Annotated in this window: 21 protein-coding genes; 12 read left to right on the top strand and 9 right to left on the bottom strand. The window is 43.5% G+C overall.

Going from position 1 to position 24,039, the window contains the following annotated elements:
* Positions 1 to 121 precede the first annotated feature (121 nt).
* Both RXX31_RS02735 and RXX31_RS02730 read left to right on the top strand, forming a co-directional pair.
* Positions 122 to 1,027 carry a LysR substrate-binding domain-containing protein gene (locus RXX31_RS02735; RefSeq protein ID WP_317587569.1) on the top strand — a complete coding sequence of 302 codons (906 nt, stop codon included), beginning with the start codon at positions 122 to 124 and terminating at the stop codon, positions 1,025 to 1,027.
* Positions 1,028 to 1,255: 228 nt separating this feature from the next.
* Entirely contained in the window at positions 1,256 to 1,741 is a 486-nt protein-coding gene (locus RXX31_RS02730) for a DUF1097 domain-containing protein (RefSeq protein WP_176292437.1), read from the top strand.
* A 124-nt stretch (positions 1,742 to 1,865) separates the two neighbouring features.
* Here RXX31_RS02730 and RXX31_RS02725 read toward each other — a convergent pair whose 3' ends face one another.
* On the bottom strand, positions 1,866 to 3,500 hold the full coding sequence (locus RXX31_RS02725; protein ID WP_317587565.1) for an ATP-dependent endonuclease: 1,635 nt from the start codon (positions 3,498 to 3,500) through the stop codon (positions 1,866 to 1,868).
* Positions 3,501 to 3,758: 258 nt separating this feature from the next.
* Here RXX31_RS02725 and RXX31_RS02720 point away from each other — a divergent pair, with 258 nt between their 5' ends.
* Entirely contained in the window at positions 3,759 to 5,501 is a 1,743-nt protein-coding gene (locus RXX31_RS02720; protein WP_317587563.1) for a bifunctional UDP-sugar hydrolase/5'-nucleotidase, read from the top strand.
* 594 nt (positions 5,502 to 6,095) lie between these two features.
* Positions 6,096 to 6,287 carry a hypothetical protein gene (locus RXX31_RS02715; RefSeq protein WP_317587561.1) on the top strand — a complete coding sequence of 64 codons (192 nt, stop codon included), beginning with the start codon at positions 6,096 to 6,098 and terminating at the stop codon, positions 6,285 to 6,287.
* A 158-nt stretch (positions 6,288 to 6,445) separates the two neighbouring features.
* On the opposite strand, the gene RXX31_RS02710 is transcribed toward RXX31_RS02715, so the two are convergent.
* The 3 genes from RXX31_RS02710 to RXX31_RS02700 form a co-directional block, all read right to left on the bottom strand.
* Positions 6,446 to 7,003: an alkylphosphonate utilization protein gene (locus tag RXX31_RS02710; RefSeq protein WP_317587559.1), complete on the bottom strand. Its 558-nt coding sequence runs from the start codon at positions 7,001 to 7,003 to the stop codon at positions 6,446 to 6,448.
* 304 nt (positions 7,004 to 7,307) lie between these two features.
* A complete protein-coding gene (locus tag RXX31_RS02705) occupies positions 7,308 to 9,716 on the bottom strand; it encodes a VolA/Pla-1 family phospholipase (RefSeq protein WP_317587557.1) in 2,409 nt (802 codons plus the stop codon).
* Between the two features lie 21 nt (positions 9,717 to 9,737).
* On the bottom strand, positions 9,738 to 10,979 hold the full coding sequence (locus tag RXX31_RS02700) for a porin (protein ID WP_317587555.1): 1,242 nt from the start codon (positions 10,977 to 10,979) through the stop codon (positions 9,738 to 9,740).
* Positions 10,980 to 11,340: 361 nt separating this feature from the next.
* Between RXX31_RS02700 and RXX31_RS02695 the strand changes: the two genes are divergently transcribed.
* Entirely contained in the window at positions 11,341 to 12,423 is a 1,083-nt protein-coding gene (locus RXX31_RS02695) for a site-2 protease family protein (RefSeq protein WP_317587553.1), read from the top strand.
* An 82-nt stretch (positions 12,424 to 12,505) separates the two neighbouring features.
* Here the strand turns inward: RXX31_RS02695 and RXX31_RS02690 are convergent, their stop codons facing one another.
* Positions 12,506 to 13,294 carry a M48 family metallopeptidase gene (locus RXX31_RS02690; protein WP_317587552.1) on the bottom strand — a complete coding sequence of 263 codons (789 nt, stop codon included), beginning with the start codon at positions 13,292 to 13,294 and terminating at the stop codon, positions 12,506 to 12,508.
* Between the two features lie 168 nt (positions 13,295 to 13,462).
* Between RXX31_RS02690 and RXX31_RS02685 the strand changes: the two genes are divergently transcribed.
* From RXX31_RS02685 to cutA, 5 genes are all read left to right on the top strand, one after another.
* Entirely contained in the window at positions 13,463 to 13,891 is a 429-nt protein-coding gene (locus RXX31_RS02685) for a hotdog fold thioesterase (protein WP_317587550.1), read from the top strand.
* Between the two features lie 12 nt (positions 13,892 to 13,903).
* Entirely contained in the window at positions 13,904 to 14,137 is a 234-nt protein-coding gene (locus RXX31_RS02680) for a DUF3389 domain-containing protein (RefSeq protein ID WP_237317901.1), read from the top strand.
* Positions 14,138 to 14,216: 79 nt separating this feature from the next.
* Entirely contained in the window at positions 14,217 to 15,938 is a 1,722-nt protein-coding gene (locus RXX31_RS02675; RefSeq protein WP_317587546.1) for an SgrR family transcriptional regulator, read from the top strand.
* Complete coding sequence (locus RXX31_RS02670) at positions 15,922 to 16,173, top strand: hypothetical protein (RefSeq protein WP_264906880.1); 252 nt, start codon at positions 15,922 to 15,924, stop codon at positions 16,171 to 16,173. The genes RXX31_RS02675 and RXX31_RS02670 overlap by 17 nt, the downstream gene beginning before the upstream one ends.
* A 10-nt stretch (positions 16,174 to 16,183) precedes the next feature.
* On the top strand, positions 16,184 to 16,516 hold the full coding sequence (gene cutA / locus RXX31_RS02665) for a divalent-cation tolerance protein CutA (RefSeq protein WP_317587545.1): 333 nt from the start codon (positions 16,184 to 16,186) through the stop codon (positions 16,514 to 16,516).
* On the opposite strand, the gene RXX31_RS02660 is transcribed toward cutA, so the two are convergent.
* Positions 16,478 to 17,074, bottom strand: a complete 597-nt coding sequence (locus tag RXX31_RS02660; RefSeq protein WP_317587544.1) for a DUF2238 domain-containing protein — start codon at positions 17,072 to 17,074, stop codon at positions 16,478 to 16,480. The two genes, cutA and RXX31_RS02660, sit on opposite strands and share 39 nt — an antisense overlap.
* Positions 17,075 to 17,336: 262 nt before the next feature.
* Here RXX31_RS02660 and RXX31_RS02655 point away from each other — a divergent pair, with 262 nt between their 5' ends.
* Positions 17,337 to 18,176 carry an isopenicillin N synthase family dioxygenase gene (locus RXX31_RS02655; protein ID WP_317587542.1) on the top strand — a complete coding sequence of 280 codons (840 nt, stop codon included), beginning with the start codon at positions 17,337 to 17,339 and terminating at the stop codon, positions 18,174 to 18,176.
* Between the two features lie 71 nt (positions 18,177 to 18,247).
* Positions 18,248 to 18,862: a DNA-J related domain-containing protein gene (locus RXX31_RS02650; RefSeq protein WP_317587541.1), complete on the top strand. Its 615-nt coding sequence runs from the start codon at positions 18,248 to 18,250 to the stop codon at positions 18,860 to 18,862.
* Between the two features lie 45 nt (positions 18,863 to 18,907).
* Here the strand turns inward: RXX31_RS02650 and RXX31_RS02645 are convergent, their stop codons facing one another.
* The 3 genes from RXX31_RS02645 to fabV form a co-directional block, all read right to left on the bottom strand.
* The gene (locus RXX31_RS02645) at positions 18,908 to 20,563 is read right to left on the bottom strand and encodes an ABC-ATPase domain-containing protein (protein ID WP_317587540.1); all 1,656 of its coding nucleotides are present in this window, start codon (positions 20,561 to 20,563) and stop codon (positions 18,908 to 18,910) included.
* 130 nt (positions 20,564 to 20,693) lie between these two features.
* Positions 20,694 to 22,616: a GGDEF and EAL domain-containing protein gene (locus RXX31_RS02640; RefSeq protein ID WP_317587538.1), complete on the bottom strand. Its 1,923-nt coding sequence runs from the start codon at positions 22,614 to 22,616 to the stop codon at positions 20,694 to 20,696.
* A gap of 188 nt (positions 22,617 to 22,804) precedes the next feature.
* Complete coding sequence (fabV, locus tag RXX31_RS02635; RefSeq protein WP_317587536.1) at positions 22,805 to 24,004, bottom strand: enoyl-ACP reductase FabV; 1,200 nt, start codon at positions 24,002 to 24,004, stop codon at positions 22,805 to 22,807.
* Positions 24,005 to 24,039 lie beyond the last annotated feature (35 nt).

Here is a 24,039-nt window from a genome sequence, read left to right as displayed (position 1 = left end):
ATTGTTTAGGAGTATCATCAATTACATTGATAACTGATCAAAGATGAGTAAAATGAATGCCGTTGCTTATGTATTTAATCAGGTGAGGGTATGGGAATACTCGCTCGTAAAGGAGGACACGTTGCGCTATTCATTAAAGCAGTTAGCGGTTTTTAATGCGGTTGCCGAATTGGGAAGTGTCAGCCAGGCTGCAGATAAGCTGGCTTTGACACAATCGGCGACAAGTATGTCACTCTCGCAGTTGGAGAAAATGCTTGGTCGGCCATTATTTGAAAGGCAGGGCAAACAGATGGCGTTAACGCATTGGGGAATGTGGTTGAGGCCAAAAGCAAAACGCTTGTTACAAGATGCTTTACAGATTGAAATGGGCTTTTATGAGCAACATTTATTAAGCGGCGAGGTTCGTCTTTGCGCAAGTCAAACGCCAGCGGAACACTTAGTCCCTGATCTTATCAGTATTATTGATAATGATTTTCCTGAGATGCGGATATCTTTGGATGTAAAAAGTACCAAAGGTGTTCTCGAGGGAGTATTGGATTACAAGTATGACTTAGGCATCATTGAAGGCCGTTGTGATGACAATCGCTTACATCAGGAAGTATGGTGTCGTGACCATCTTACCGTGGTGGCGGCTTCACATCACCCTTTTGCAAAAAATCAAACCGTCAGTTTAGCTCAGTTAGAGCAAGCGAAATGGGTATTGCGTGAAGATGGTTCAGGGACACGTAAAACCTTTGATAGCTCGATCAATAAACTCATCGAGGATCTCGATGTTTGGCGTGAATACGAACATGTGCCCGTACTTCGTAGCTTGGTTGCGAATGGGCAGTATTTGACGTGCTTGCCTTATTTGGATGTTGAACGTTATATCCAAGCAGGTCTGCTGGTTGCTTTAGATGTCCCAGAACTCAAAATGGAGCGTACGCTTTCCTTTATCTGGCGAGCTGATATGGCAGAAAACCCACTAGTAGACTGCATCAGGCGTGAAGGCTTACGTATGATGAAAGGGAAACCGACAGTTCTATAGCACTTGCTAATATTAGATAAATGGCAACGTTTAGTTATTTACTAAATCTGTTGATTTATCGTTTACGTCAAGCTTTAGGTGTAATGCATGAAAAACTTGGTGGTATCTTTGTGATCAATATCACCGATAAGCTAGGGGAATACTTCTAGTATCGGTTCTTGATTTCAATGTTTGAAGCCAGTGATCAAACCGCTAAGGTCTGACACTAGCGAAGCAGGTACGAATACCATGACGACACTTTTAGCGATTTCTATTACTACTGGGATTTTGTCTGGCGTTTGGGGATGGATAGCTATCTCCTTAGGCCTCCTATCTTGGGCGGGATTTTTAGGTTGTACGAGTTACTTTGCCTCCCCGACAAGTGGCCTGAAAGGATTGGCAACCAGCCTGATCACTAATTTAACAGGCGTGTTTTGGGCGATGGTCATTATCTATGGTTCAACCTACGTAGGGTTAGAAATCCTTGGCTACGTAATAACAGCTATCGTGGCTTTCTTTATGTGTATTCAAGCTAAGCAAGCCTGGTTGTCTTACATACCTGGTACGTTTATTGGTTCCTGTGCGACCTTTGCAGCCGATGGTAACTGGCAACTTGTCGTGCCATCGCTGGTGTTAGGTGGTGTATTTGGTTACCTGATGAAAGCGACTGGTCTTTGGTTACACTCGAAATCAAATGCTACTTCTACCTCTTCGCTCGCAGAGCAAGTGCAGTAGTGACCCCCGATCTAATTGGTATCCACTGAGTATTGAAGAACAATTCTTATCAATACTATTTATCAAAGTTATTGATGTTTGATACAAGCACACTGTCATTGTGTGCTTTTTTTTGTTTTTCGTATTAGGTATTGCCACTTGCCATGGTGACAATCCTTTTTAGGGTCCAACGCAAGAGTACAGGTATGCACTCCACGCCATTTTCTTCACAATGTGAAACTATCGCCAAGGCTAAGTCTGGCTTCGCATGCTTCTTCAGAACCCGGTTTACCACTTTTTTGGCGGGGATTTGATGATCGTGAGGAACCTTTATCATGTCCTTAAAGAAAATTTCAAATCCGTGATTGTATAGAAAGTGTTCGATGTCTCGATCAGGCAATTCAGTTAAGCGGTGACGCTCTTGATCATGGTCTAATTGTGAGCGAACCGTATGTGCGTATTTTTTACCGGCTGCATCACCATCTGTCACTACGTGCCAGTCGATACCAAACTCTTTTGCGACTTTAATTATTGAACGCAAGCCCGATTGAGCAAACTCTACAATCTGAACGCCTTCGGCAGCTAAATCATAACCACATTGACGTGCAAGTTCATTAAACAGCCAGACTTCTGTTTCACCTTCTACTAAAAGCCAACAGCGCGCGAAAAGCGCACCTGCACGATGAAAGCGAATGTGGAACCCAATGCGTCTTAGTTCGTCTCGCCCGAATTTGGATGGATTGAGACTTTGAGTAATGGTTCGATCAGAAAGGCGGTACAAACGTCGTATGGAATAGAGTGGAACGGAACCGAGTAAACTCCCACTGTTAGTGGTAAGGATCTTTTGCATCGGCAATAGCTGTAGCAAGGACCACGCTCTTGCTAAATGGGTAGGATGTAAGCGGCCTTCAGGGTCTTCAATGATTAAGATTGGCCTTGCACAACGCCTCAGTTCTGTCGGTCCTTTTGCTTGCAGGTAGGTGTTGAGCAAGCCCATTAGCAGTAACCGAGAGTGTTTATCCTTAGTTTCCCTTAAGTATTGGCTCAAGCCTTTATCAGAAGGATGGCTGCTATAAAACAGACCATCTCGCGGTTTTCTTGGATTATCTCTGGTAGTACTTCGAAACGCGAAATAGTGGTCGACCAGCGTTTGCATAGAAGAGAGGCTACTACGAATTTCCCCCTTGTTGACTTGCCCAGGCATAGCTAATAGTCGTCGGCATGTATTGTCTATCCGCTTTTCAATCCGTGAATTTTTATTGTCACCGTTGACATGAGATGGATGAGGGAAGCGACGAGAGTCTCGTAAGCGAATGACCGGATGTAGTGTCATCAACTCCATAGCAATTTTCTCAGGGTGATGAATCTGTATTGTCTTCCCTTCTTGATTAAGAAACGTATACTTCGTCGTAATATCATGTTCGATCCGAGAACCACTGATCCGGTAGTAGATAACACGTTCACCGTTGTCTTTGGTGCACCAGACAGGTTTAATTCGACGGTACCGACCCGCTTTTACCTCTTGCTTATCTTGTGCTTTAAAGCAAAGGATAATCTCGATGTGCTGGGATTGAGGGTGAGAGATTGCGTAATCAACGTGGAAGTCTGTCAGTTCAAACTCGAAGAGTTTACCGTCTGTTGGTAATGCAATGGATAGGGCATCAAGCAATGAAGACTTACCCCATGTATTTTCACCAATGAGCGTGGTGAGTTCATCAAAAGAGAGTGAAAGGCGTTTGATGCCTCTAAACCCGGAGATTTCGATGCGTTCTAGTCTCATCTCAATCCTCCTCGCAATTATTTGAATTATAGAGAGTTATCTTGCTTTCTTTAAGAATATATGAATTCTTAGATCTTGCTATAAGCTCAGTTCACAAATTTAAGAGAGCCTGTGTAGGATGTGGAGCGGTGAACGCGTAGACGGGCTATTCACCGATGTAGGATCACGCAAATATGAAATGGCGATTCGCTGTTTCATAAAATTCATGATTCTGTCATCATTCACTTCTTATTATTATAAGGAATGAAAAGAGAGAAGATGAAAATGAATAAAAATCATAAGCCAGTAAGAATCAAACTGGCACACATCAATGACACTCATTCCTACTTTGAGCCAACGTCATTACAGCTAAAACTAAAAATTAATAAAGAAGTTACTCTCGAACCTTATGTAAGTGCAGGTGGTTTTTCTCGAATCGCGACACGGGTTGAGCAACTCCGTGATGATGCGAAGCGCCAAGGGCATGGAATGCTGTTTCTACATGCTGGTGATTGTTTCCAAGGCACTTTGTACTTTTCTCTGTTTAAAGGCAAAGCCAATGCTGATCTACTCAATGCGTTACAGATCGACGCTATGGCATTGGGCAACCATGAACTAGACATGGGTAATGAACCTGTCGCGCAGTTCTGTCAGCGCACTAATTTTCCTTTACTTGCGGGTAACTGGGATTTATCTAACGAACTCACCTCAAAATCGCATCGAGTCAGTGATTGTGGCAATGTATTGAGTTATCAGCATCAAACGCAAAGTGCCGAATACATGGTGAAAGAGTTTGATGGTGTACCGGTCGCTATTTTTGGTCTTTCTATAGATAAAATGAGTGATATTGCGAACCCTGATGCGGACACGCCTTTCATGGCGGCAATAGACACAGCCAAAGCAACGGTCGAGCAAATCCAAGCTGCCGGGATAAATAATATTATCCTACTTAGCCACTTAGGATACGAAGGTGACTTAGAACTGGCGGAAAAAGTCGACGGAATTGGTATCATCGTTGGTGGCCACAGTCACCGACTCCAGGGGGACTTTTCATCGATAGGATTAGGCAAAGACGACCAATACGGTGTGAACGTGAACGGGACTTATGTGGTGCAAGCCGGCTACCATGCGTTGACGATAGGGCATTGTGTTCTCGAGTTTGATGAACAGGGCAAAGCAACAATACTAAGTGGTCAAAATGAACTGCTACTTGGCCGTCGTATATTCTGGGATTCCTCACTAAACCAACAGCTTGACCAAGGCGTGTTTGAGACAGCGTGTGACTTTATTCATGGTCAGCCAAATGTTGTTGTGTGTAAAAAGCACCCAGAGACTCAGGCGATCTTAACGGATAAGTACATACCGCGCGTGCGTGCACTTCAATCACAAGTTATCGCTCATGTCGAAAGTAAAAAGCGCCATGTACGTATCCCAGATGAATTCGGCGGAAGTGAGCTTGCTTCTGCGGTAGCACATTCATTCCTGTACAGCTTAAATCAGCGTGGACATGAAATTCAGTTTGCTATTCATAACGCTGGTGGTGTTAGAACGTCATTAAACCCTGGTAGCCTTACGGTTGCCGATGTTGCCGGACGTTTATTGCCATTTGCCGTTCCTATTGGTTTTTATAACGTGAAGGGAAGTGTGATTCGCCGAGCTTTAGAAGGCGCAATTAACAATGCGTTGAACAATGGTGTCGAAGGCACTGGCTCGGGCAGTTACCCTTACACATACAACCTGAACTTTGAGTACAAAGCTCATCTCCCTAAAGGTAAACGCATCACCGTATTAGAAATCTTCAATGAGAATAGCTGGATTCAGGTTGAAGATGACGTTTGGTACCGTGGGACGTCATCCGCCTACACCATGAAAGGTAAAGAAGGTTATGAAGCCTTATTGGATATGGAAGGTGAAGGAAGTGTCAGTAACCTGTCAATGGCGGACTGTTTTATCGAACTGCTCACTGACGATCCTGACTGTTTAAACCTAAATCACAAAATTTACTCTCAGCAGCGCCGTTAGCTATATTTGGTGTCAATTTTGCTTACCTTCCCATGTTAAGTATGGTGAAGGTAGAAAAATGTGGAATAAAGACTGGAGTGTTGTCGCGGTTGTTGTTGCTTGGGTTGCCGTATGGTCAGTACTCGTCAATATTGTGCCCGTGTAGGGTTTTTAACTTGAGCAAATAACGAAACCCTGTGCACGGCATTCTTAAAATGGTTACGATTTGGTCTGTCACATTGTTAACTTTTATGACGGGATCAGTCGCTGACACTTCAAGTCTATACAGCAAAGCGTTCACAGTATTTACGGTTAATATTACTAATCAAAAATATTGACGTATTTGATATTTAAATTTGATGTTGAATATTTTTTGGTTAATAAGATGTTGCCAGGTTGGGTTGAGATATGAGGTAAATTAAAGTTATTCAAGCAATCTTAGTCTATTTTGAATAAATATTCGCCTGGTGAGTATGAGTATATCCCGAGCTTGTTATAGGTTTGTTTTATTAGAAAAATTAATCCGAAAGGGTAGTTTTTGTCACTTTTTAAAATGAAACGATGTGACTAATATACACCCAACAAAACCTATTACTGCTTTAAAGAGAGGCAATCATGGCACAAGCAATGCAAATGACAAATGTAGCTTTACCAACCTCTATGGATAAGAAAACCTATACGGTAAATTTCAAAGGATTGCTAACTCACTTACTCGACATTCTTTTTGTAGATAACTCAACACCGCGTGGTTACTATGCAGAAGACTTGTCAGCTCATATTCAGAAAGATATCGGTATGTATCGTTAATCTGAAGACAGTAATGAACAAAGCCAGCTTATTCGCTGGCTTTTTTGTATTTCTTTGATGGTCACCACTAGGGCGGTATAGCTAGCCATAGCTAAGGTGAGCTGAAACAAAAATAGGGTTCCGACTGGAACCCTGTTTTGAGATAAAAGTAATGTCTATTACTTCTTGCGACAGTACTCAGCGATCACATACATAGACTGACCACCGTTTGCCTTACCTGAAACCAATTTTGGATCATCGCCAAGACTGATACCACGGATAACCGTACCTTGCTTAATCACTTGGTTTGTACCTTTAACAGGTAGATCTTTGATTACTGTTACGTCGTCACCTTTTTTAAGCTCGGTGCCGTTACAATCAAGGGTTTTGTCGTCGTCAGACATACCCTTCATCGCCCAAGTCATTTGCTCTTCTTCCATGTACATCATGTCCAGAGCATCCTGAGCCCAGCTTTCAGTGTTTAGGCGAGTCAGTTGGCGCCATGCCGTTACTTGTACTGCTGGAACCTGGCTCCACATGCTGTCATTTAGGCAACGCCAGTGGTTAATGTCTTTAGGTTCTTCGATCTCGCTCAGACATTTGTCACAAACCATAATAGCGGTATCAACTGTTACGTTACCGTGTGGCGGAACAGCGTAAGCAGTTAATGGAGATTCAGATGAACATAGTTCACATTTTGACTCGCAGCGTGCAAGCAAAGTAGATTCGATAGACATAAGGACTCACCTTAGTAATGTTATTTTGTGGCGGTATTATCCACTTTATCCTGATAAATAAAAGGGTGTTAGGGAATTTAGGTTTGGTTTTTACAATATTGCAACTTGATTAATGTAAATATGTAAAACATTTAGTAATAAAATTGATGTCGGAAGATAAAAGCTCATTGTAACTATAAACAGGCATGAATCTTTTAGTGCTCCTGCTATGCATCCATGCAAATGCCCCCAATAATTGAAGATCAACTATTGAGGGCATAACAATAAGACTTAGGGTTTTAGTCTTAGATTTTATATCTGATGTTTATTTCAGAACTGACGTGTTAGAGACACCGGATAACACATTATCCATTAGGAAATCGGTGTTCTCGGTTTGCATTTCGATGTGGTGGTCGAGGTCAGCCAAGGTACCACTTGGTGAAGCAAACGTACTGTGTGTCGCCGTAGAGTTGAACTGAACGAAGCTTGCAGTCGGGGACACGGTTGTATTTGAACGGTTTACTGGCGTTAAGCCAAGTTTCTCTGCTAATGGTTCAGTGCCTGCGAATGGTGCGTTAGCCACGCTATTGGGTACCACTGAATCACCATCCGTTTCTGTCATAAAGAATGGCGTTGATAGCGTACCCGAAGACATCAAATCACTTGTATTAGTGAATGGGTCAACTGTATCGAGCGTTGTCTGTGCTGCGTAGATGAACTGAGAGAACCCTGAGCTTAGCGCAGCAAGCTGCTCTGCAGAGGCTAACCCTTCAAATGTTTCATAACAGGTTTTGGTATCTAATTCGGCACATTGTACGTCAGCATATGACTTATAATCCGTTGAAGCAGAATATGCCACGCTATGCTTTATCTGAGAACCGAATCTCTCAGAACCCAGTAACAAGTTACCAATTTGGCCACCCGAGTTTTGGATAGAAGCCGCGCTAAATGAGTAGAGTGCATCTGCAGTTGGGCTACCTAGCGAATTATTGGCTGCTGCAACCGCCGATGTACCAACGATACCTCCAAGAGAATGACCCAACATCTTAACCTGTGAGCCTGACATTGGGTTGAAGCCCTGAAGAGGTCCAGTTGCTAAAAGACCACCTTGTGCAGATACGACTAAGCTCGCACGAAGGCCTAAAACATCCAGTACACTTTGACGTAAATTGTCACGAGCTACCGCTAAGTTAGATAGGTTCAAATAAGCAAGAACGTTCGCATTCGCAGAGCGTTGTTCATCAAGACTGCGTGTGCCGTGCATAGGCAAATCGATAGCAATAACGGCTAAGCCCGCTTTAACCATGTTGTAGGCAAACGCATAGGCGGTTTCTTTTGAAGACGTGATGCCATGTTGATAGATCACAACGTCTGTTGCAACACCTGACTGCGGTGTGAATAGAAGAAACTCTACATCTTCAACAGACTTAACTGCTGGGACAGGAGAATAACGCGTAATAATACGTTCACTGTCTAATTGGCTACCATCGTTTAGATACAGGGTAGAGCCAACCAATTTCAACTGTTCAGTAGGGTCACTCGCCAGTTTTGTTACATCCACTGGGTTCTCTGCGAATACACCGGTAGAAAGCTGCTGAACCATATTCGCTTGTTCGTTTGGATCGGCTAGCGCTGCACTAAGTTTTGCAAGGCTTGGCATTGCAGAAACCATTGGTTGCATGTTCCAGTCTGCACCTTTCTCAAGGTAGTAAGGGAGTTTTACCGAGCCTTGAGTCACATTCACGCTAGCGCCAGATGCGTTGTAGAGACCTTTTATCGCAGTCTTCGCTGTGTCTAAGTCACTAACGTATTGATTGAAATCCTGGTCATTATCAAGAGCCGTTACAAAATCCTCGGTCGTCCCAAAGGTCATGGTATAAGCGGCCGCGAGGTCAACGGAATTATCATTAGAATCTGCTTTATACACGTTATTCAGCGTGTTTGCGCCAGTAGCGAAGCCGGTTGCCGTTACGCCTTTAACTGCGGCTAGTGTGTCACCCACAGATTGAGTACTAAACCAAGATGAATAGACGATATCATCAGGGTTAACACTTGCTAGGCCAAAAATACCTTCAACTGCCGTTGTCACTGCTTGAACAGAAGCTAAGTCGCCGGTTTCGTATACGACTTCCTTACTTTTCGCGATAGCGTAGTTTGAAGACGTACCGATAGGGTCACCATTAACATCGGTTATGTCTTGCGTTAGGGCAAAAATGTACTCACTCGATTCGTCCAGCGCATCCATAAACTGGATGTAGAGCGAATTTCCATTAGTTTGTACAACATAATCCGTGCCGAGTGTAAGAACTTCTTCGATCGGATTGCTGGTGCCATCCCAATCTGTTAGGCGCGTATTGATTTTGATGACTTTTACACCCGACGTCACCATGCCGGAGGAAAAACCATCCCCGTCGAAGTTTAATACGATAGGCATTGATGTAGACCAACCATCCATAGTGTTCATAGCGGCTCTTGGGTTGGTTAATGCGTTATCGCCTTCAGTCGGCAGCCCTAAAGTCCCATCAGTTGAATCCATAAGTAGATAGGATGGGGCAGGAACCACAGCATTAGCACCTTGAAGGGTAAATTGTATTGATGTTTGGCGATCAAGTAATGCCTGAACAGCCGGTTCAAATCCTATTTGTTCCGATGTGCCTCGACTAACTGATTCGTCACCACAACCAACAAGTAGGATGGCAGAACAAAGCAAAGATAATTTAAAAGTATGTTTCATTGGTTTACTCCGTTAAACCTACTAGTTGAAGGTGTAGTTCATTTGTACTGAACTAATGTACGCAGCGCCCTCTGCTTCGAACGTAAGTTCTTGACCAGACGCGTTAGTTTCGGTGAAAGAATTATCGTCAAATTGAATTAAAGCGAAACCAGCATCAAAAGTCAGGTTGTCGCTCCACGCGTAAGTTAAGCCAGCGGTGTACCAGTAGCGGTCGGTATCTGGGATACTTAATGTTGGCTTGCCTGCTTGCTCGTCATAAGCAACACCCGCTCGGAACGTCCAATTTTTGTTCAGTGTGTAGGTGGCACCAAGTGCATAGCGGTTATTATCATCGTATTTTTCTGGTTTGGAAAAACATACGCCGTCGTTACATTGATCACTGGTCGCGCGCAGCTCAGTAAATTGACTCCAGGTAGTATGCATCCAGCTGTAATGAAACGCCCATTGTTCATTGACTTGATGAAAGCCCGAGACCTCAAAGATAGACGGAAGCTCCATCTTGATGCGTCCGTCAACTTTGGCTGCCGTAGCAATACCGGAATCGTAACTACGGAATTCTCCCTCTTCAAAATCAAGGTCTATTGCTGAACGATAGCCAATACCGAAGCGGTGGTTCTCGTTAACTTCATAAAGCGCACCCAGATTCCAACCCCAAGCGAATGTCTCATCTTCCATGCCAATAAGTTTGTCAGATTTCTCGCTTCCTGGTCCAAATAGAGGCGCTAATGACCCTTTATGGCGTGTTAACTCTGCTTCGGCGTACACCAGACTAACACCGCCAGCGATGCTTAATGAGTCATTGATACGGTATGCGAGGTTTGGGTTAATACTTACAGACATTAACGAGGTGTGGCCAGCTAGATCACCTGCGGAGATGTCATCCGGGTAGTCTGTAGCAACCCCATAAGTAGAAAACATACCGATGCCCCAAGCAAACTTTTCGTTGATGGGACTGACATAATATGCAGCCGGTACAGCGGCTACAGGTGCAATATCATTAGAGTGTTCATCATAGAAAGTGTCATAAATGTCTACTTCAGGATCTACAACGGCTATAGCGCCTGAAAATTGAGCTTGTTTAAAACGTGTCATCGCAGCCGGATTTCGTGCGAGAACACTGGCATTGTCTGCGACAGCCGCTTCGCCTGAAAATGCTCGACCAAGACCAGATGCTGAATGTTCAACAACCTGAAAGCCCGCTGATTGGGCATTACACGCAAACAATATCGAAATTGTAAGCAGAGAGCAGCGCTTCTTGTTCATCCTTGACCCTCCTAGGGTGTCTTTATCTAGACCGTAGTCCTTTTATTTGTTGTGTAGTGTTAAGACCCATTGTTTTGTTATGGAATATATGCACAATGTAAATGCAATGTTAAACGTATGTTTAATTAATTGTCAAAGACTGAGGTGAGTTTGTCTTTAAATTTTGATGCATAGGTCAAACGTTGAACGGTAAGGTTATGTATTAACTTTATATTTTTTTTGCCAATGGTTAGACCAGAATTATTTCGTAACACTAATGGATAAATGGTGTTCAACTTGCTCACATTTAGGCTTTATGCAAGCCATATAACCTCTGTTAAACTTGGTATTTTGAAACTTGAAGTCACTAGGCTAGAGCACGTTGGAATTACTACATATTGAATTTTTAGGGCGTCCACTCAGATTGGAAGGATCAATGGCAGGGTGGCAGCAGTTGTATTGGGACAACACATTAGTCTCGCAAATTGATGCCAACGGACACGAGTCTGAGCAAAGTAAACATCAATTTAAACTTATGGCCGGTGATGAGGTTTTACGATGTGAGCTAGATTGTACTGTTCAATGGCAGCCTTTTAGTCTGTCATTTAGCGTGATAATGAATGATAAATTAGTGACAAGTGGTTCTCGCAATGAGAAGGACATCGAACGTCAGACCCCTCAAGTTAAGCCACCAAGTGAAAAGCGTTTAAGTTTAATTGGTATCGTATCATTAGGCATGAAGGCGCTAAAAAGTGCAAAAGTCATTAAAGTTGCATTAGCTTCTGCTAGTCTGGCAGCGTACTCATGGTTGTTCTCAATCGAATTTGCTCTCGCGCTGATTGCCTGTCTTGTGTTCCACGAGTGGGGACACATAAAAGCGATGAAGTATTTTGGCATGAAGACGAAAGGTATCTATTTGATTCCCTTTTTAGGTGGTCTCGCTTTAAGTGATGAGAAGATCAACACTCGCTGGCAAGACGTGGTTATCTCTATCATGGGACCGTTTTTTGGCTTAGTGTTGAGTACTGTATTTACCATTCTGTATTGGGTGACTGGCGAAATGATGTTCGCGGGTCTGGCGGTATTTAACGCGCTGTTAAACCTATTCAATCTATTGCCAATTTTGCCTTTAGATGGTGGGCATGTTCTTAAAAGTATCACATTCTCCATGAACACCTGGATTGGGTTAGCCGGAAGCATAGTGACAGCGATCCTTGGTATTACACTTAGCTATTCATTTGGCTTAACGCTGCTTGGCTTTCTTTTGATAATGGGAATGCTGGAGGTCGTAATGGAATGGCGAACCCGTCACCACAGCCATTTATTACCGCTAACACGCTATGGGCAATTGTTCTCTTTTGCCTGGTATGTCGCATCCGTTGGTGGTTTCGTGGCTATTATTTGGTATTTCGCGAGTCTGGGGGATAGCTTACTCAGCTTACCGATGCAGATTTTAGGAACTTAACCTCCTAACTCTTAATGTTAAAAAAGCTCCAAAAATGGAGCTTTTTTATTTTGCCTATAAGTATGCTTTCTAGGGGCGATATTTAGCCACAGTTCGGCGCTTTAACATTGTAATTTGGCAGCTTTCTTATCGTCGCTTGAAGCTCTTTAATACGCGTACTGTGCGAAGGGTGAGTAGAGAAAAACTCAGGTGGTTGAGCGCCACCCGATGCTGCACTCATATTTTTCCATAGATCGATGCTCTGGTTTGGATCGAAACCGGCTTTTGCCATGTAATCGAGGCCAACAATATCCGCTTCGGACTCCTGAGTGCGCCCGTATGGTAAAATGACACCGTATTGGACACCAGCACCTAAAGCCGCCATGGTCATCTCTTGATACTGACTATATTCTGAAGCGCCAATAACAATGTTCGCAAGCGACAGCCCTGTATTAGCTAACTGGCTCTGAGAAAGACGTTCATTACTATGGTCAGCAAGAACGTGGGCAACTTCGTGGCCAATCACTGTCGCGAGTTGATCTTGTTTTTTCGCGACACCAAGAAGTCCGGTATAGACGCCAATTTTTCCGCCGGGCAGAGCAAAGGCGTTAACCTGCTTACTATCAAATACGACGACTTCCCAGTTCTGGAATTCTGGTTGTGATGGAATGACATCGGTCACGTGTTTAGCTACACACTGAACATATGCATTCACCTTTTTATCTTTACTGATTGGAATGTCTTTCTTCATTTGGTCGAAAGATTTCGCTCCGAGAGACGACATCTCTTGGTCAGAAAACATTAAAAGTTGGTTACGACCAGTAGGAGAGGCACTACAAGCGGTTAAACCTGCGGCGGCCAAAAGAGCAGAAGCTTTAATCCATACCTTCATATTTGGTTCCACGTATTAATTTCTATTTCGTTCAACAGTATATACGTAATTATCGCTTATTAAAGAGCATCTCGCCCATAGAGTAATCTCTTGAAGTTTTTACTCGATACCGACTATGCTATGCCATTCCTAATCCACGATTATTGATATTAAAAATAAGAGCAGAAAATGAGCATTTGGAAAAAGCCAATCAGTGTAGAGATACTTAACGCAACGTCAAAAAACACCATGATGGAGCACCTACAAATTGAATATACCGAATTCACAGACGATTCTATTAGTGCAACCATGCCGGTGTGTAGTTTTACCCATCAACCATTAGGGTTGCTACATGGTGGAGCCTCTGTTGTGCTAGCAGAAACCCTTGGTTCAGTTGCCGCAAACTTCTGTGTGAGTGAAGGAAGCTATTGCGTTGGTTTGGATATCAATGCTAACCATGTCAGAGCGATGCGCAGTGGTTACGTTGTTGGTACGGCGAAGCCATTGCATTTGGGTGTGTCAACTCAGGTTTGGCAGATCAATATTACCGATGAGCGTGAACGTTTAGTCTGTACCAGCCGTTTGACTATCGCTGTGAAACAGCAAAAATCGAAGTGAGTGTAGACTAGGATGGTCATTGAATTCTCATTGGGTAAAATCATCGCGACCCAGCGCGAAGTTGTCATTAAATTAACTGGCGCTTCGATGGTCACGCTACAGGCTCAGACCGATGCGATTCAACTTCTCGGCAGAGGGGCTAATGTCGTTTTGTGTCATGGTGCGGAATGTAAATGGTCTATAAAGTTGGATAACGAAGCGCAATTAACTGAGCTTTCACATGAAATTGGTTTGGATATTCAATAAATCACCCATCTAAATTTGCACTTTTTCATAAAAATGAGGAAACTTGTCATATTGATTTCTAAATATGATTTTCCTCTTTATGAGTAGTCCGCGCTTACGTGTTCAGTTTGAAACACTATTTGAAAAATTCTCTGGAAACGATACAGAAGTTCAGCTTGAAGATATTACCGAAACGCTCTTTTGTACTCGACGTAATGCTCGTATTGTCCTCAATAAGCTAGAAGAACAGGGGTGGATTGAGTGGCATCCTGCCGCCGGTCGAGGAAAGCTCTCTAAGCTGGTGTTTAAGCGTAACCGCAGTGATGTCAGTGAAAATCTGGCAAGACGTTATCTGGATGAAGGGAAGATCGGACAGGCACTGGAAGCGTTAGATAACGATGCGACCAGGCTTACTCAGGTGATTCAAGGTTATTTGGGGCTGCAACATCGTCAAGGCGAGCAGGTGATTCGCTTGCCGTATTATCGTCCACTGGCCATGCTCAATCCACAAAAGCCAATGCGTCGTTCAGAACAACACATTGCCAGACAAGTTTTTAGTGGCCTGACTCGGCTTGATGAAAATGAACTGCTTAAGCCCGATTTGGCTCATACCTGGGAATCGTTAAGTGATACACACTGGCGTTTCTACTTGCGCCGTGGTGTACGATTTCATAATGGTGAACTCCTCACGACCGAGTGTGTACTGGAAAGCATTCGTGCGCTCAGTGGGTTAAACCTATTTGCGCATATAGCGAAAGTATCATCACCACTGCCTTGGACTGTCGATATTGAGCTAATGCGCCCAGACCGCTATTTGCCACTAGCGTTAAGTGAGTCTCAAGCTAAAGTTCTGCTACCCAAGGCACAGCGTTCTGATGAGTTTGATATAAAACCAATCGGGACGGGGCCTTTTCAGGTCAAAGTGAACGATGATAAACGCCTTATTCTCACCGCGTTTGACGGCTATTTCGGCTTACGACCTTTGCTGGATCAAGTTGAAGTTTGGGTGATTGATGAAGCCTACTCATCCATGGTTTACCCAAGCCTTTCTAAGCCTCAGATGGACAAGCATGCATCAACCGATGAGGTGGAATTAGATCCTGGTTGTACCTTTTTGTTACTGAATAAAAATACCGGTATAGCGAAAGACCCAAGATGGGCCGAATTCTTTAGTCAGGTATTAAACAGCCACCAGATATATTGTCACGTACCACAAGATAAAGTCATAGAGCTTGGTGTCTTACAAGCGTTTGGGATTAAGCCGGGCTGGATTGATTTGCGGCCAACACAAGCGGGTGCTGTACCTCAGCAGGGAAAAGTGATTTCCATCGCGTACCAGAAGAAACACCCAATGTTTCCTGTTATCGCTAAAGCTATTAAGAGTCTCTTAAAACCTCATGGTGTCGACGTTGAGTTCATTCGATATGATAGTCAGCCACCAGAGCCGTCCACTATTGATATTTGGATTAAGGCGATGGGCATCGCAACAAATCGCGATGATGCGCTTGCAGGTTGGTTACTGGACTATAGTGATATCGAGTCGTTCAGTTCAAGTTACGATTTTTCCGACTGGTCAGCATTAGTCGATCAATGGCGGGCTGGCGTATATCAAGAGTTTCCTGCTCGCGAACTCGGTAAACAGTTAGTCAAAAGTCACCAGGTTGTGCCGATGTTTCATTGCTGGTTGGGCGTAAATAAAGACCATAGCGGGGCTTTACAAAACGCGAAGTGCAACGCTTTAGGTTGGTTTGATTTTAGTAACGTATGGGTTAAACCGGATATCCCCCAAAAAACTACAGATAACGATGGCAAAACCAAATAAAAAACAACCGACGAAAACCGTCGAGATTTATTGCGCAAAATGCAAAACCCAGCTGTTTAAATACCGTAAAGGTGGTAAAGGCGCGCTGGTGAAATGTTTTAAAGAGCGGATTGTCGAGGACTTCACGCAAACGCCTTGTATCTGCCCGGGTTGTCAGCAAGAGTTTGCAAGAGACACATTGGTAAGAGGCACACCAGCATATAAAATGATTGGTGGCAAAGTGACAATGAAGTAGGGAGTAAGTAATGTCCGTAGAACATGATTTCTGCATCGTTTTAAGCACCACAGCCAACGAACAGAACCGGGATCAAATCATAAAAGGTCTGTTAGAAGCTGAGTTGGCTGCGTGCATTCAAACGATGCCAATCGAAAGTCATTATGTATGGAAAGGCGAAATTTGTACCGATACCGAATGGCTGTTAGTGATAAAAACTCGGCGTGAATTATACGAACTCGTTGAAGAAAAGATTGAGAACTTGCACGAGTATGAAGTCGCCCAGATCGTACAAGTTCCTATTGTTGACGGTTTTAATCCGTATTTAGAGTGGCTTCGTGAGTCGACGCTGAGTCGACATTAAGATCAAGGCGACGAGCGCACCTACCGTATCACATAGGATGTCTTTCTGGGCATCCCATATATCGCCTTGTGAGCCCAAAAATGCGATACCCTCATCACCACCAGCGATAGCGGCATACCACCATTCAATGATTTCGTAACCTGCTGCCAAAGACATAATGGCAAATAACGCAAACCAGCAGGAAAACTTAATATTGATCTTCTTTTTGTAGATTAAATATTCTGCGATTGGGTAGGCATATAGTCCGATAGAGAAGTGAGCAACACGATCAAAATTGTTTCTTTCTGATCCTATTAAGTTGTTAAACCAGTCAAAAGGGACTTCCGCAAAGGTATATTTTGCGCCAATTGTATGGATACATAACCAGATAAACATTAACACATAAGCCGTGTTACTAAATTGGTATCGAATAGATATAATCCATATTGCTATCAGGATACCAATTGCAGGGAAAATCTCCGCAAACCAAACTGTCCGTGAGTTGGGCTCCAATGCTGAAAACAAAAACACGATGGCATAAATAATCGTTAGACCCAACAATGTAGAAGTACTTTTCATAAGTTTATTCGATCCTTCACTTGGTTTTTTACGACAACTCGAACGAATGGAGTATTGATTAACCTACCGATCTAATGATTACATTTAATTGAACGCTGTGCAATTGTTTGTTTTCGCCCAATATTAATAACGATAACTGTTGGATAGTTTACAGAGCGCGCAACAATGAATCGATTGAGCGTGCACATTTCATTTAAGTTTGATTTACAACATATCCGTCCATAGAATTCTTTGTTCAATCTAATAAAAAAGAAGTAAAGTCATGAAACTGGAAACTGTCGATTACCTTGCTGATGATGCCGCTCAGCAGTTTGTTGCATCGCTGCGCGAAACCGGGTTTGGTGTGCTAAAGAACCATCCTATCCCTCAAGAGTTGGTGGAATCAATTTATAATAACTGGCAGGCGTTTTTTAACTCTGAACAAAAAAATGATTTCCATTTTAACGTTGATACACAAGATGGGTATTTTCCGCCCTCTGTTTCAGAGGTAGCAAAAGGACACACGGTTAAGGATATTAAAGAGTACTTTCATGTTTATCCTTGGGGTCAGATACCAGAGCAATTGAAAGGTGAAATTCTGGAGTACTACCAGCGTGCAGATTCATTTGCCCAAGAACTTTTGGGTTGGGTTGAGCAGTATGCACCTAAAGAGGTTCAGGATAAGTTTTCAATCGCATTGTCAGAGATGATCAATAACAGTGAGAAAACCTTGCTTAGAGTATTGCATTACCCACCGATGACTGGGGAAGAAGAGCCGGGGGCAATTCGGGCTGCAGCACATGAAGATATTAACTTGCTCACCGTATTGCCAGCTGCAAACGAGCCGGGTCTGCAAGTTAAAAGCAAAGAAGGTGAGTGGATCGATGTGCCATGTGATTTCGGTAACTTGATCATTAATATTGGTGACATGCTTCAAGAAGCATCGGGGGGATATTTTCCATCAACCACGCACCGCGTCATTAACCCAACGGGTGGTCGTCAGGATAAGTCTCGTATTTCATTACCGCTGTTTTTACACCCAAAAGCTGACGTTGTGCTTTCAGAACGTTACACTGCACATAGCTACTTGATGGAGCGTTTACGCGAACTTGGCGTCATTTAAAACGATATTAATTAATGAGTACTAAGGCTGGTGGCTTACTGCTATTGGCCTTTTTATTTAGGGAAGGAAAGATGGCAATACGAAGCGACATGCGTCAATACTCTGATATAGAGAATCCGTTGTTGTGGCCAATATTCGAGATCCTTAGAGAACACCCTTCAGTCTGGAAAGTACACACATTAGCCAGTCAATTAAGTGTGATAGGGTGTCTCCACCAACTTGATAAATCTCAAGATAAGGATTTGTTTAAAAAGAATTTCCTTATCATGAATGCGTTATATCAACTGCAAGAAATACTGTATCCAGAACAATGGCTAACTGTCCAGGCGATGAATATTGAGCTTACCAGTACAGCCAATGTCTCACAGACCTCTATAGATCAGATTGATCCGTTGCGCGATTACTACCTTAACTGGGAGTATTACGAAGCAAATGAGGACGAAGTGCGCGGCTTACTCAATGAGTTTTGGCACTCTTATCAACGATATATTGGCGGAAACTCTGCCACTGAGTTAGACAGGGCCAGGGCACTCAATGTATTTGAGTTAGATAGCTCTGCAACGCGTGCAGATATCAGAAAACAGTGGCGTAAACTCGCCTTTCGCTGGCATCCTGATCGTGAGAGTGGAAACGCTGAACGTTTTAAAGCTATATGTGAGGCTTGGAACGTACTTAGAGTCGAGTAACAAAGGCAGCATAAATTGGCTGCCTTTGTTTTACGGTGCAGTCGGTTAGTGCGATGGTTTGAATTGTGATTTACGCATGCGGTTTAAAGCGGCCATAACATCTAATGTTCGAGGTTTCGCTAAGTCACCTTGTTTTGGCAGCGATGCATGCCAGTCGGCTGATAACATTTCTTCGATTTCTTTGGCGGGATTGCTACACCAGCCAGGAAGTTGTGCTAACTGGAACCACAGCCAGCCAATCGTATTTACTTCGTCTGCGGACTCTAACTGCTCCAGTGCGCTTAAATCGGTAAACTCTTTGCCGAAGCGGAGTGAATCTTTGCCTTTAGCATTGATACGGAACTTACCATCAGTCAGTATGTTCATTAATGCCACGCGGTTTAACGCTCGCGGGCGGAACGTTTTTAACGCTTCTTCCGATTCGTTGTGACGCTGAGTTGGGTGCTGAGCGATAACCTGTTTCGCTTTCTCAGTTACGTCGACAGCTTGGTAGTCATGCATCTGAATGACAGTATCAGCGACATCAAGGTAGTCTCCAGAGCCGCCCATCACGATTATCGTTGAAATATCGAGTTCGTCTCTAAGTTGGCCGATGCGATCAACAAGTGGTGTAATCGGCTCATCGCCTTTTGCAACCAACGCTTGCATGCGCTCATCACGAATCATAAAGTTTGTTGCCGAGGTATCTTCATCGATAAGCAGAGAGGTTGCTCCCGCTTCGATGGACTCTTGCAGCCATGCGGCTTGAGATGTTGAGCCTGAAGCATCTTGGGTCGTAAAATCAGCGGTATCTTTACCCATTGGCAGATGGTTAATGTAGTTCGACAGATTTAAGTGATGAACACAGCGTCCATCTTCAGCGCGAATCTTCATTGATTTATTGTCAGTGACAACATACTCACGACCATCTTCTGGAATGTGATCATAAATTGAGCGTTCAATGGCATTCAATAATGTTGATTTACCATGGAAGCCGCCACCTACAATCAGTGAGATACCTTTTGGAATGCCCAAGCCGGTAACATAACCTTTATTTGGCGCATGTAATGTGACTTGCAGCGACTCTGGCGCTTTAAATTCAACCGCATCTTTCATTGGCAAATCGCAGTTACCTGCAATACGAGGAAGGATGCTGCCGTTCGCAATAAACGCGACTAAATTATGTGCTTCTAATTGATCTCTAAGCGCGTCTTGATCTTCCACCACCTGACAGTGCTTCATTAATGCTTCTTTATCCAACTCACGTTCGAGCGTTGCACGTCGAATAAACTTCGGTAAGTGGAAGGTCAGAATGTTGTTGGCTTTTTTACCAAGCACCGAGCGGCCTTCAGCTGGAAGATTAACGCGAAAACGTAACTCAATCCCTTCTTCTGTAAACAGAACGGAGGTATTGTCGAGAACTGTTTGGCCGTTCAAAGCGATGGAAACCGAGTTTTCTTGTTTAGCAAAAAGATCAAAACTGCGCGCGATAAAATCTCTAGCTGCTCGTTGAAATGCCGGTGATTCATTTCTCAGCCACTCAAGACCTGTTAAAGACCATTGACGAGTTGCGCGCAAACGAGACGCTGAAGCATACGGGTCACCCTGTACGTGGTCGATAAACAAAGTGAAATCAGTAAAGTCATATTGACCTTTGATCTGCTGGTAAGCACGGTAGTTCTGCTTTTCAATTTTCTTAAGCGTGGCAGTTAACTGATCCATGAAAATATTGGCCTTTTTATTAGAAGCGGGCGGCGATTATAGGAATCACCGCCAGTAGAGTAAAGCAGTATACCGAAGTGACGGCAATATAAAGGGAACAGTAACTCGTAATGGAAAATTCTTAATCAATTTATTTAGGCACAAACTCAGATGGAAAGGTGTGTTGTTCATCTAATGGACGCTGATTGAGCAAGCCTTGCTCAAATTCGTTACAAGGCATGGGCTTACCATAGAGAAACCCTTGTACGATGTCGCAGCCTTCTTCAATTAAAAACTGCTCTTGGTGCGTGGACTCAACACCTTCTACGACCACTTGCAGATCCAATTTTTTGGCAATGTGAATAATGGAACGAATAATGGCTCGGTCATTTTCTGATTTTTCCATTTGTTGAACAAAGCTTTTATCCACTTTTATTGCGTGGAAAGGGTATTTCTTCAAATAGCTAAAAGAGGCAAACCCAGTACCAAAATCATCAAGTGATAACGTCAGACCTAACTGATGTAATTTGTTGAGTGTCGTAACCGCTATCGTTTCATCTGCGATTAAAGCACTTTCGGTCACTTCTAGTTCGATAAAATGGGCAGGGAGATGAAAGGCTTCAAGTAGATGTTCTACCTGCTCAGCAAAATTAACGTTCTGCAACTGGATAGGAGAAACGTTAACCGCGATTTTGAAATCGTCCGTTAACTCTGACCATTGTTTGGCTTTTGCTATAGCGGTGCGAAGAACAAATAGTCCGACTTCAAATATCAGACCGTTTTGTTCGGCCATACGGATCAAAGGTTCATTAGATACATCACCTAACACTGGATGCCGCCAACGTAGCAACGCTTCAGCTCCAATCCATTTGTGACTAGAGGGGTCAACTTTTGGCTGAAAGTAGAGCATGAGGTCATCATTACGTACGGCTTGTAACAGGTAACCTTCCAACTGGCTATGGTTGTTCAGTTCGTTTGAGTGACTCTCGTTAAAATATCGGTATGCTTCGCCGGACTCTTTACATAGCAGCATCGCGTAGCAGGCATTCTGCAGAAGCTGTTTAGCGTTGCTATTTCGGTGAGCCTTGACCACGCCGATGTAGGAATGCAGATGTACTTCAGTCCCGTCATTGTAGAAGTGCCCAACGCTTACATTGTTAATTTCTTCAAGTAATTGGTCGAGATTGATATCGACGTCATCCCCCGCAATCAAAAGAACTAAATCATTGGAACTTGGCCGGCCAGTGATAAAACTGGATACACGGTTGACGAGACGAGAGTGAAATTCTTTGAGTATTTCATCAAACGCTTCAAAGCCATACCTGGTTTGTATACTTCTAGCGTTGCTAAACCCGATATTGATAACGATGATCGACTGTAGATCATCTTCGAGCGATTTAAGTGACTTTTCGACCACATCCTCCAACGCCGACCGATTTAAGAAGCCTGTTCCTTGGTCATGCGTTTTTTGATAGCTAACTTGTTTTTCTGCTGCTTTACGCCGGCCAATTTCTTTGGTCAGGGAGTAGCTAAGCTGCGCGAGGTCTGTGGTTCTATTCTCCACGCGATTTTGTAACTCGTGGTTCAACCGTAATAGCTTGTGCTGCTGAAATACAACGGCGAGCTGAGCCTCAATAGAGTCCTTGAAGGAGCTTAAAAGTTGAAGATAGGTTTCTCCAAAGGTATTGGGCTTAGAATCAAGCATACAGAGGGTACCGAATACTTCACCATTAGGCCACAACAGGGGAAGACCAGAATAGGAAATCATCCCGAGCTTTAAATCAGGGTTGTTGCTCCAAGCATCTTCTTCTGGTGCGTTGGAGACGATAAGCCCTTGTTGGTTATTGATTACGTATTCGCAATATAGACCAGTACCGAGCGATTCTTTGTCTCCGGGCTTGTAAGGGTTGCCTTGCGTATGACTTGAAGTATTGACTTCAAGGTAGTCCTGATGAGCTCGCATAATGAGTGTAGTTGGGACTTCACCGATTTGAGCCAACAGGTTCACGATCTCTTGCCAACTTTTTTGCATGGAGTCAGGGATATTATAATCTAATGTTTGTATTCTCCCCATAGCATCGTCCTTTAACGTAGTTTCACATCCTGTGAATTGAAGCCAATTGTACGGTTTTGTTTTTATATCATTAGTTGTACATATTAAGTATAGGGGCGGGTCAGTACGAAACAAAAAAAAGTCCTGATAATGAATCAGGACGATTAATAGTTACGTGTTGTCTCAGATGTGAAACATGGAGTTGACACTTAAGGTTTAAGTAACTTCAGGTCTTCGATTGAAATGTCTTGTGAATAATCGATGTCTTCATGGTTGAACCCATTCAGTTTCATGAATTCATCTTTAAAACCCTGATAGTCACCAATTTGCATGAAGTTATCGCCGTTCATTTGTTCAACAAGCTGTTTTACTTCTTGTTGTACTTGCGGGGCTAATTCAAGATCGTCAATTCTGATCAGTCTCTCTCCATCAACTGGGACGGGTGTGTGACTAAAAAGCTTGGTGGTGAACAAGCGTTGCATCTGTTCTATGCATCTCTCGTGCGTGCCTTTTTCTTTCATCACACGATAAAGAGCAAGCAGATAAGGCGACATTGCCGGTATAAAAACACTCGCTTTTGTTACCAGTGCTTTGCACACCGAAGCATAAGCGCCACCACCAAAGTTAGCTAGCTTCAGGTTTAAAGCATGACTGGTCTGGTGCAGATCGACTTTCGCACGTCCTAATGTCCCATCTAAATAAATAGGGTGTGTGAGTTCTGGCCCCATGTAGGAGAAAGCAATAGTCTGACAGCCTTCAGCAAGCGATTCTGCATTGATTAGTGCATCAATCCAGCTTTCCCAGTCTTCGCCACCCATTACCTTGATGGTTTCCTCTGCTTCTTGCTCTGTTGCTGGTTGCAGAGTGGTCTCAACCCACTGGTCATTCTCCAACATGATGGAAGCGCCAGTGACAGGCTCACCAATAGGTTTAATGACACTACGCCAAAACTCGTCACTGTTAGGTTTTGGACGAACGCCAGTTGCCAGACTGTAAATCACCAAGTCGACTTCGCCTTCGAAATAAGTTTCTATAGCTTCAATGACTTCGTTGCGTACAGAGTCTGAAAATGCATCGCCTACGATATTGATAGCCGTGCGGCCAGCATTGTTTGCCTCTTGTTTGAAAAAGACATTGTTATACCAGCCAGCGCTACCTACGCCTTTCTCTGATGGGCCGTGTTCAAACGAGACGCCGATGGTATCAGCTTCTGCACCACCGAAAGTAAGGGCAATGCGAGCCGATAGCCCGAAACCAGAGGAGGCACCAATAATCAAAACCCGTTTAGGACCGTTTTGGATTTGCGGTGCTTGTTTTACGTAATCTATTTGCTCTTTTATTGATGCATGACACCCGTATGGGTGTGCAGAACGAGCAACAACACCTTGAATTAAAGGTTCTATTCGCATGTTGTTATCTAACCTCGATGAATGAAATCTTGTTG

Origin of the sequence: Vibrio sp. EA2 (assembly GCF_033042495.1) — a bacterium.
Classification (GTDB): domain Bacteria; phylum Pseudomonadota; class Gammaproteobacteria; order Enterobacterales; family Vibrionaceae; genus Vibrio.
Note: the sequence above shows the minus strand (reverse complement) of the source record. Positions and strands in the feature narration are given on the sequence as shown.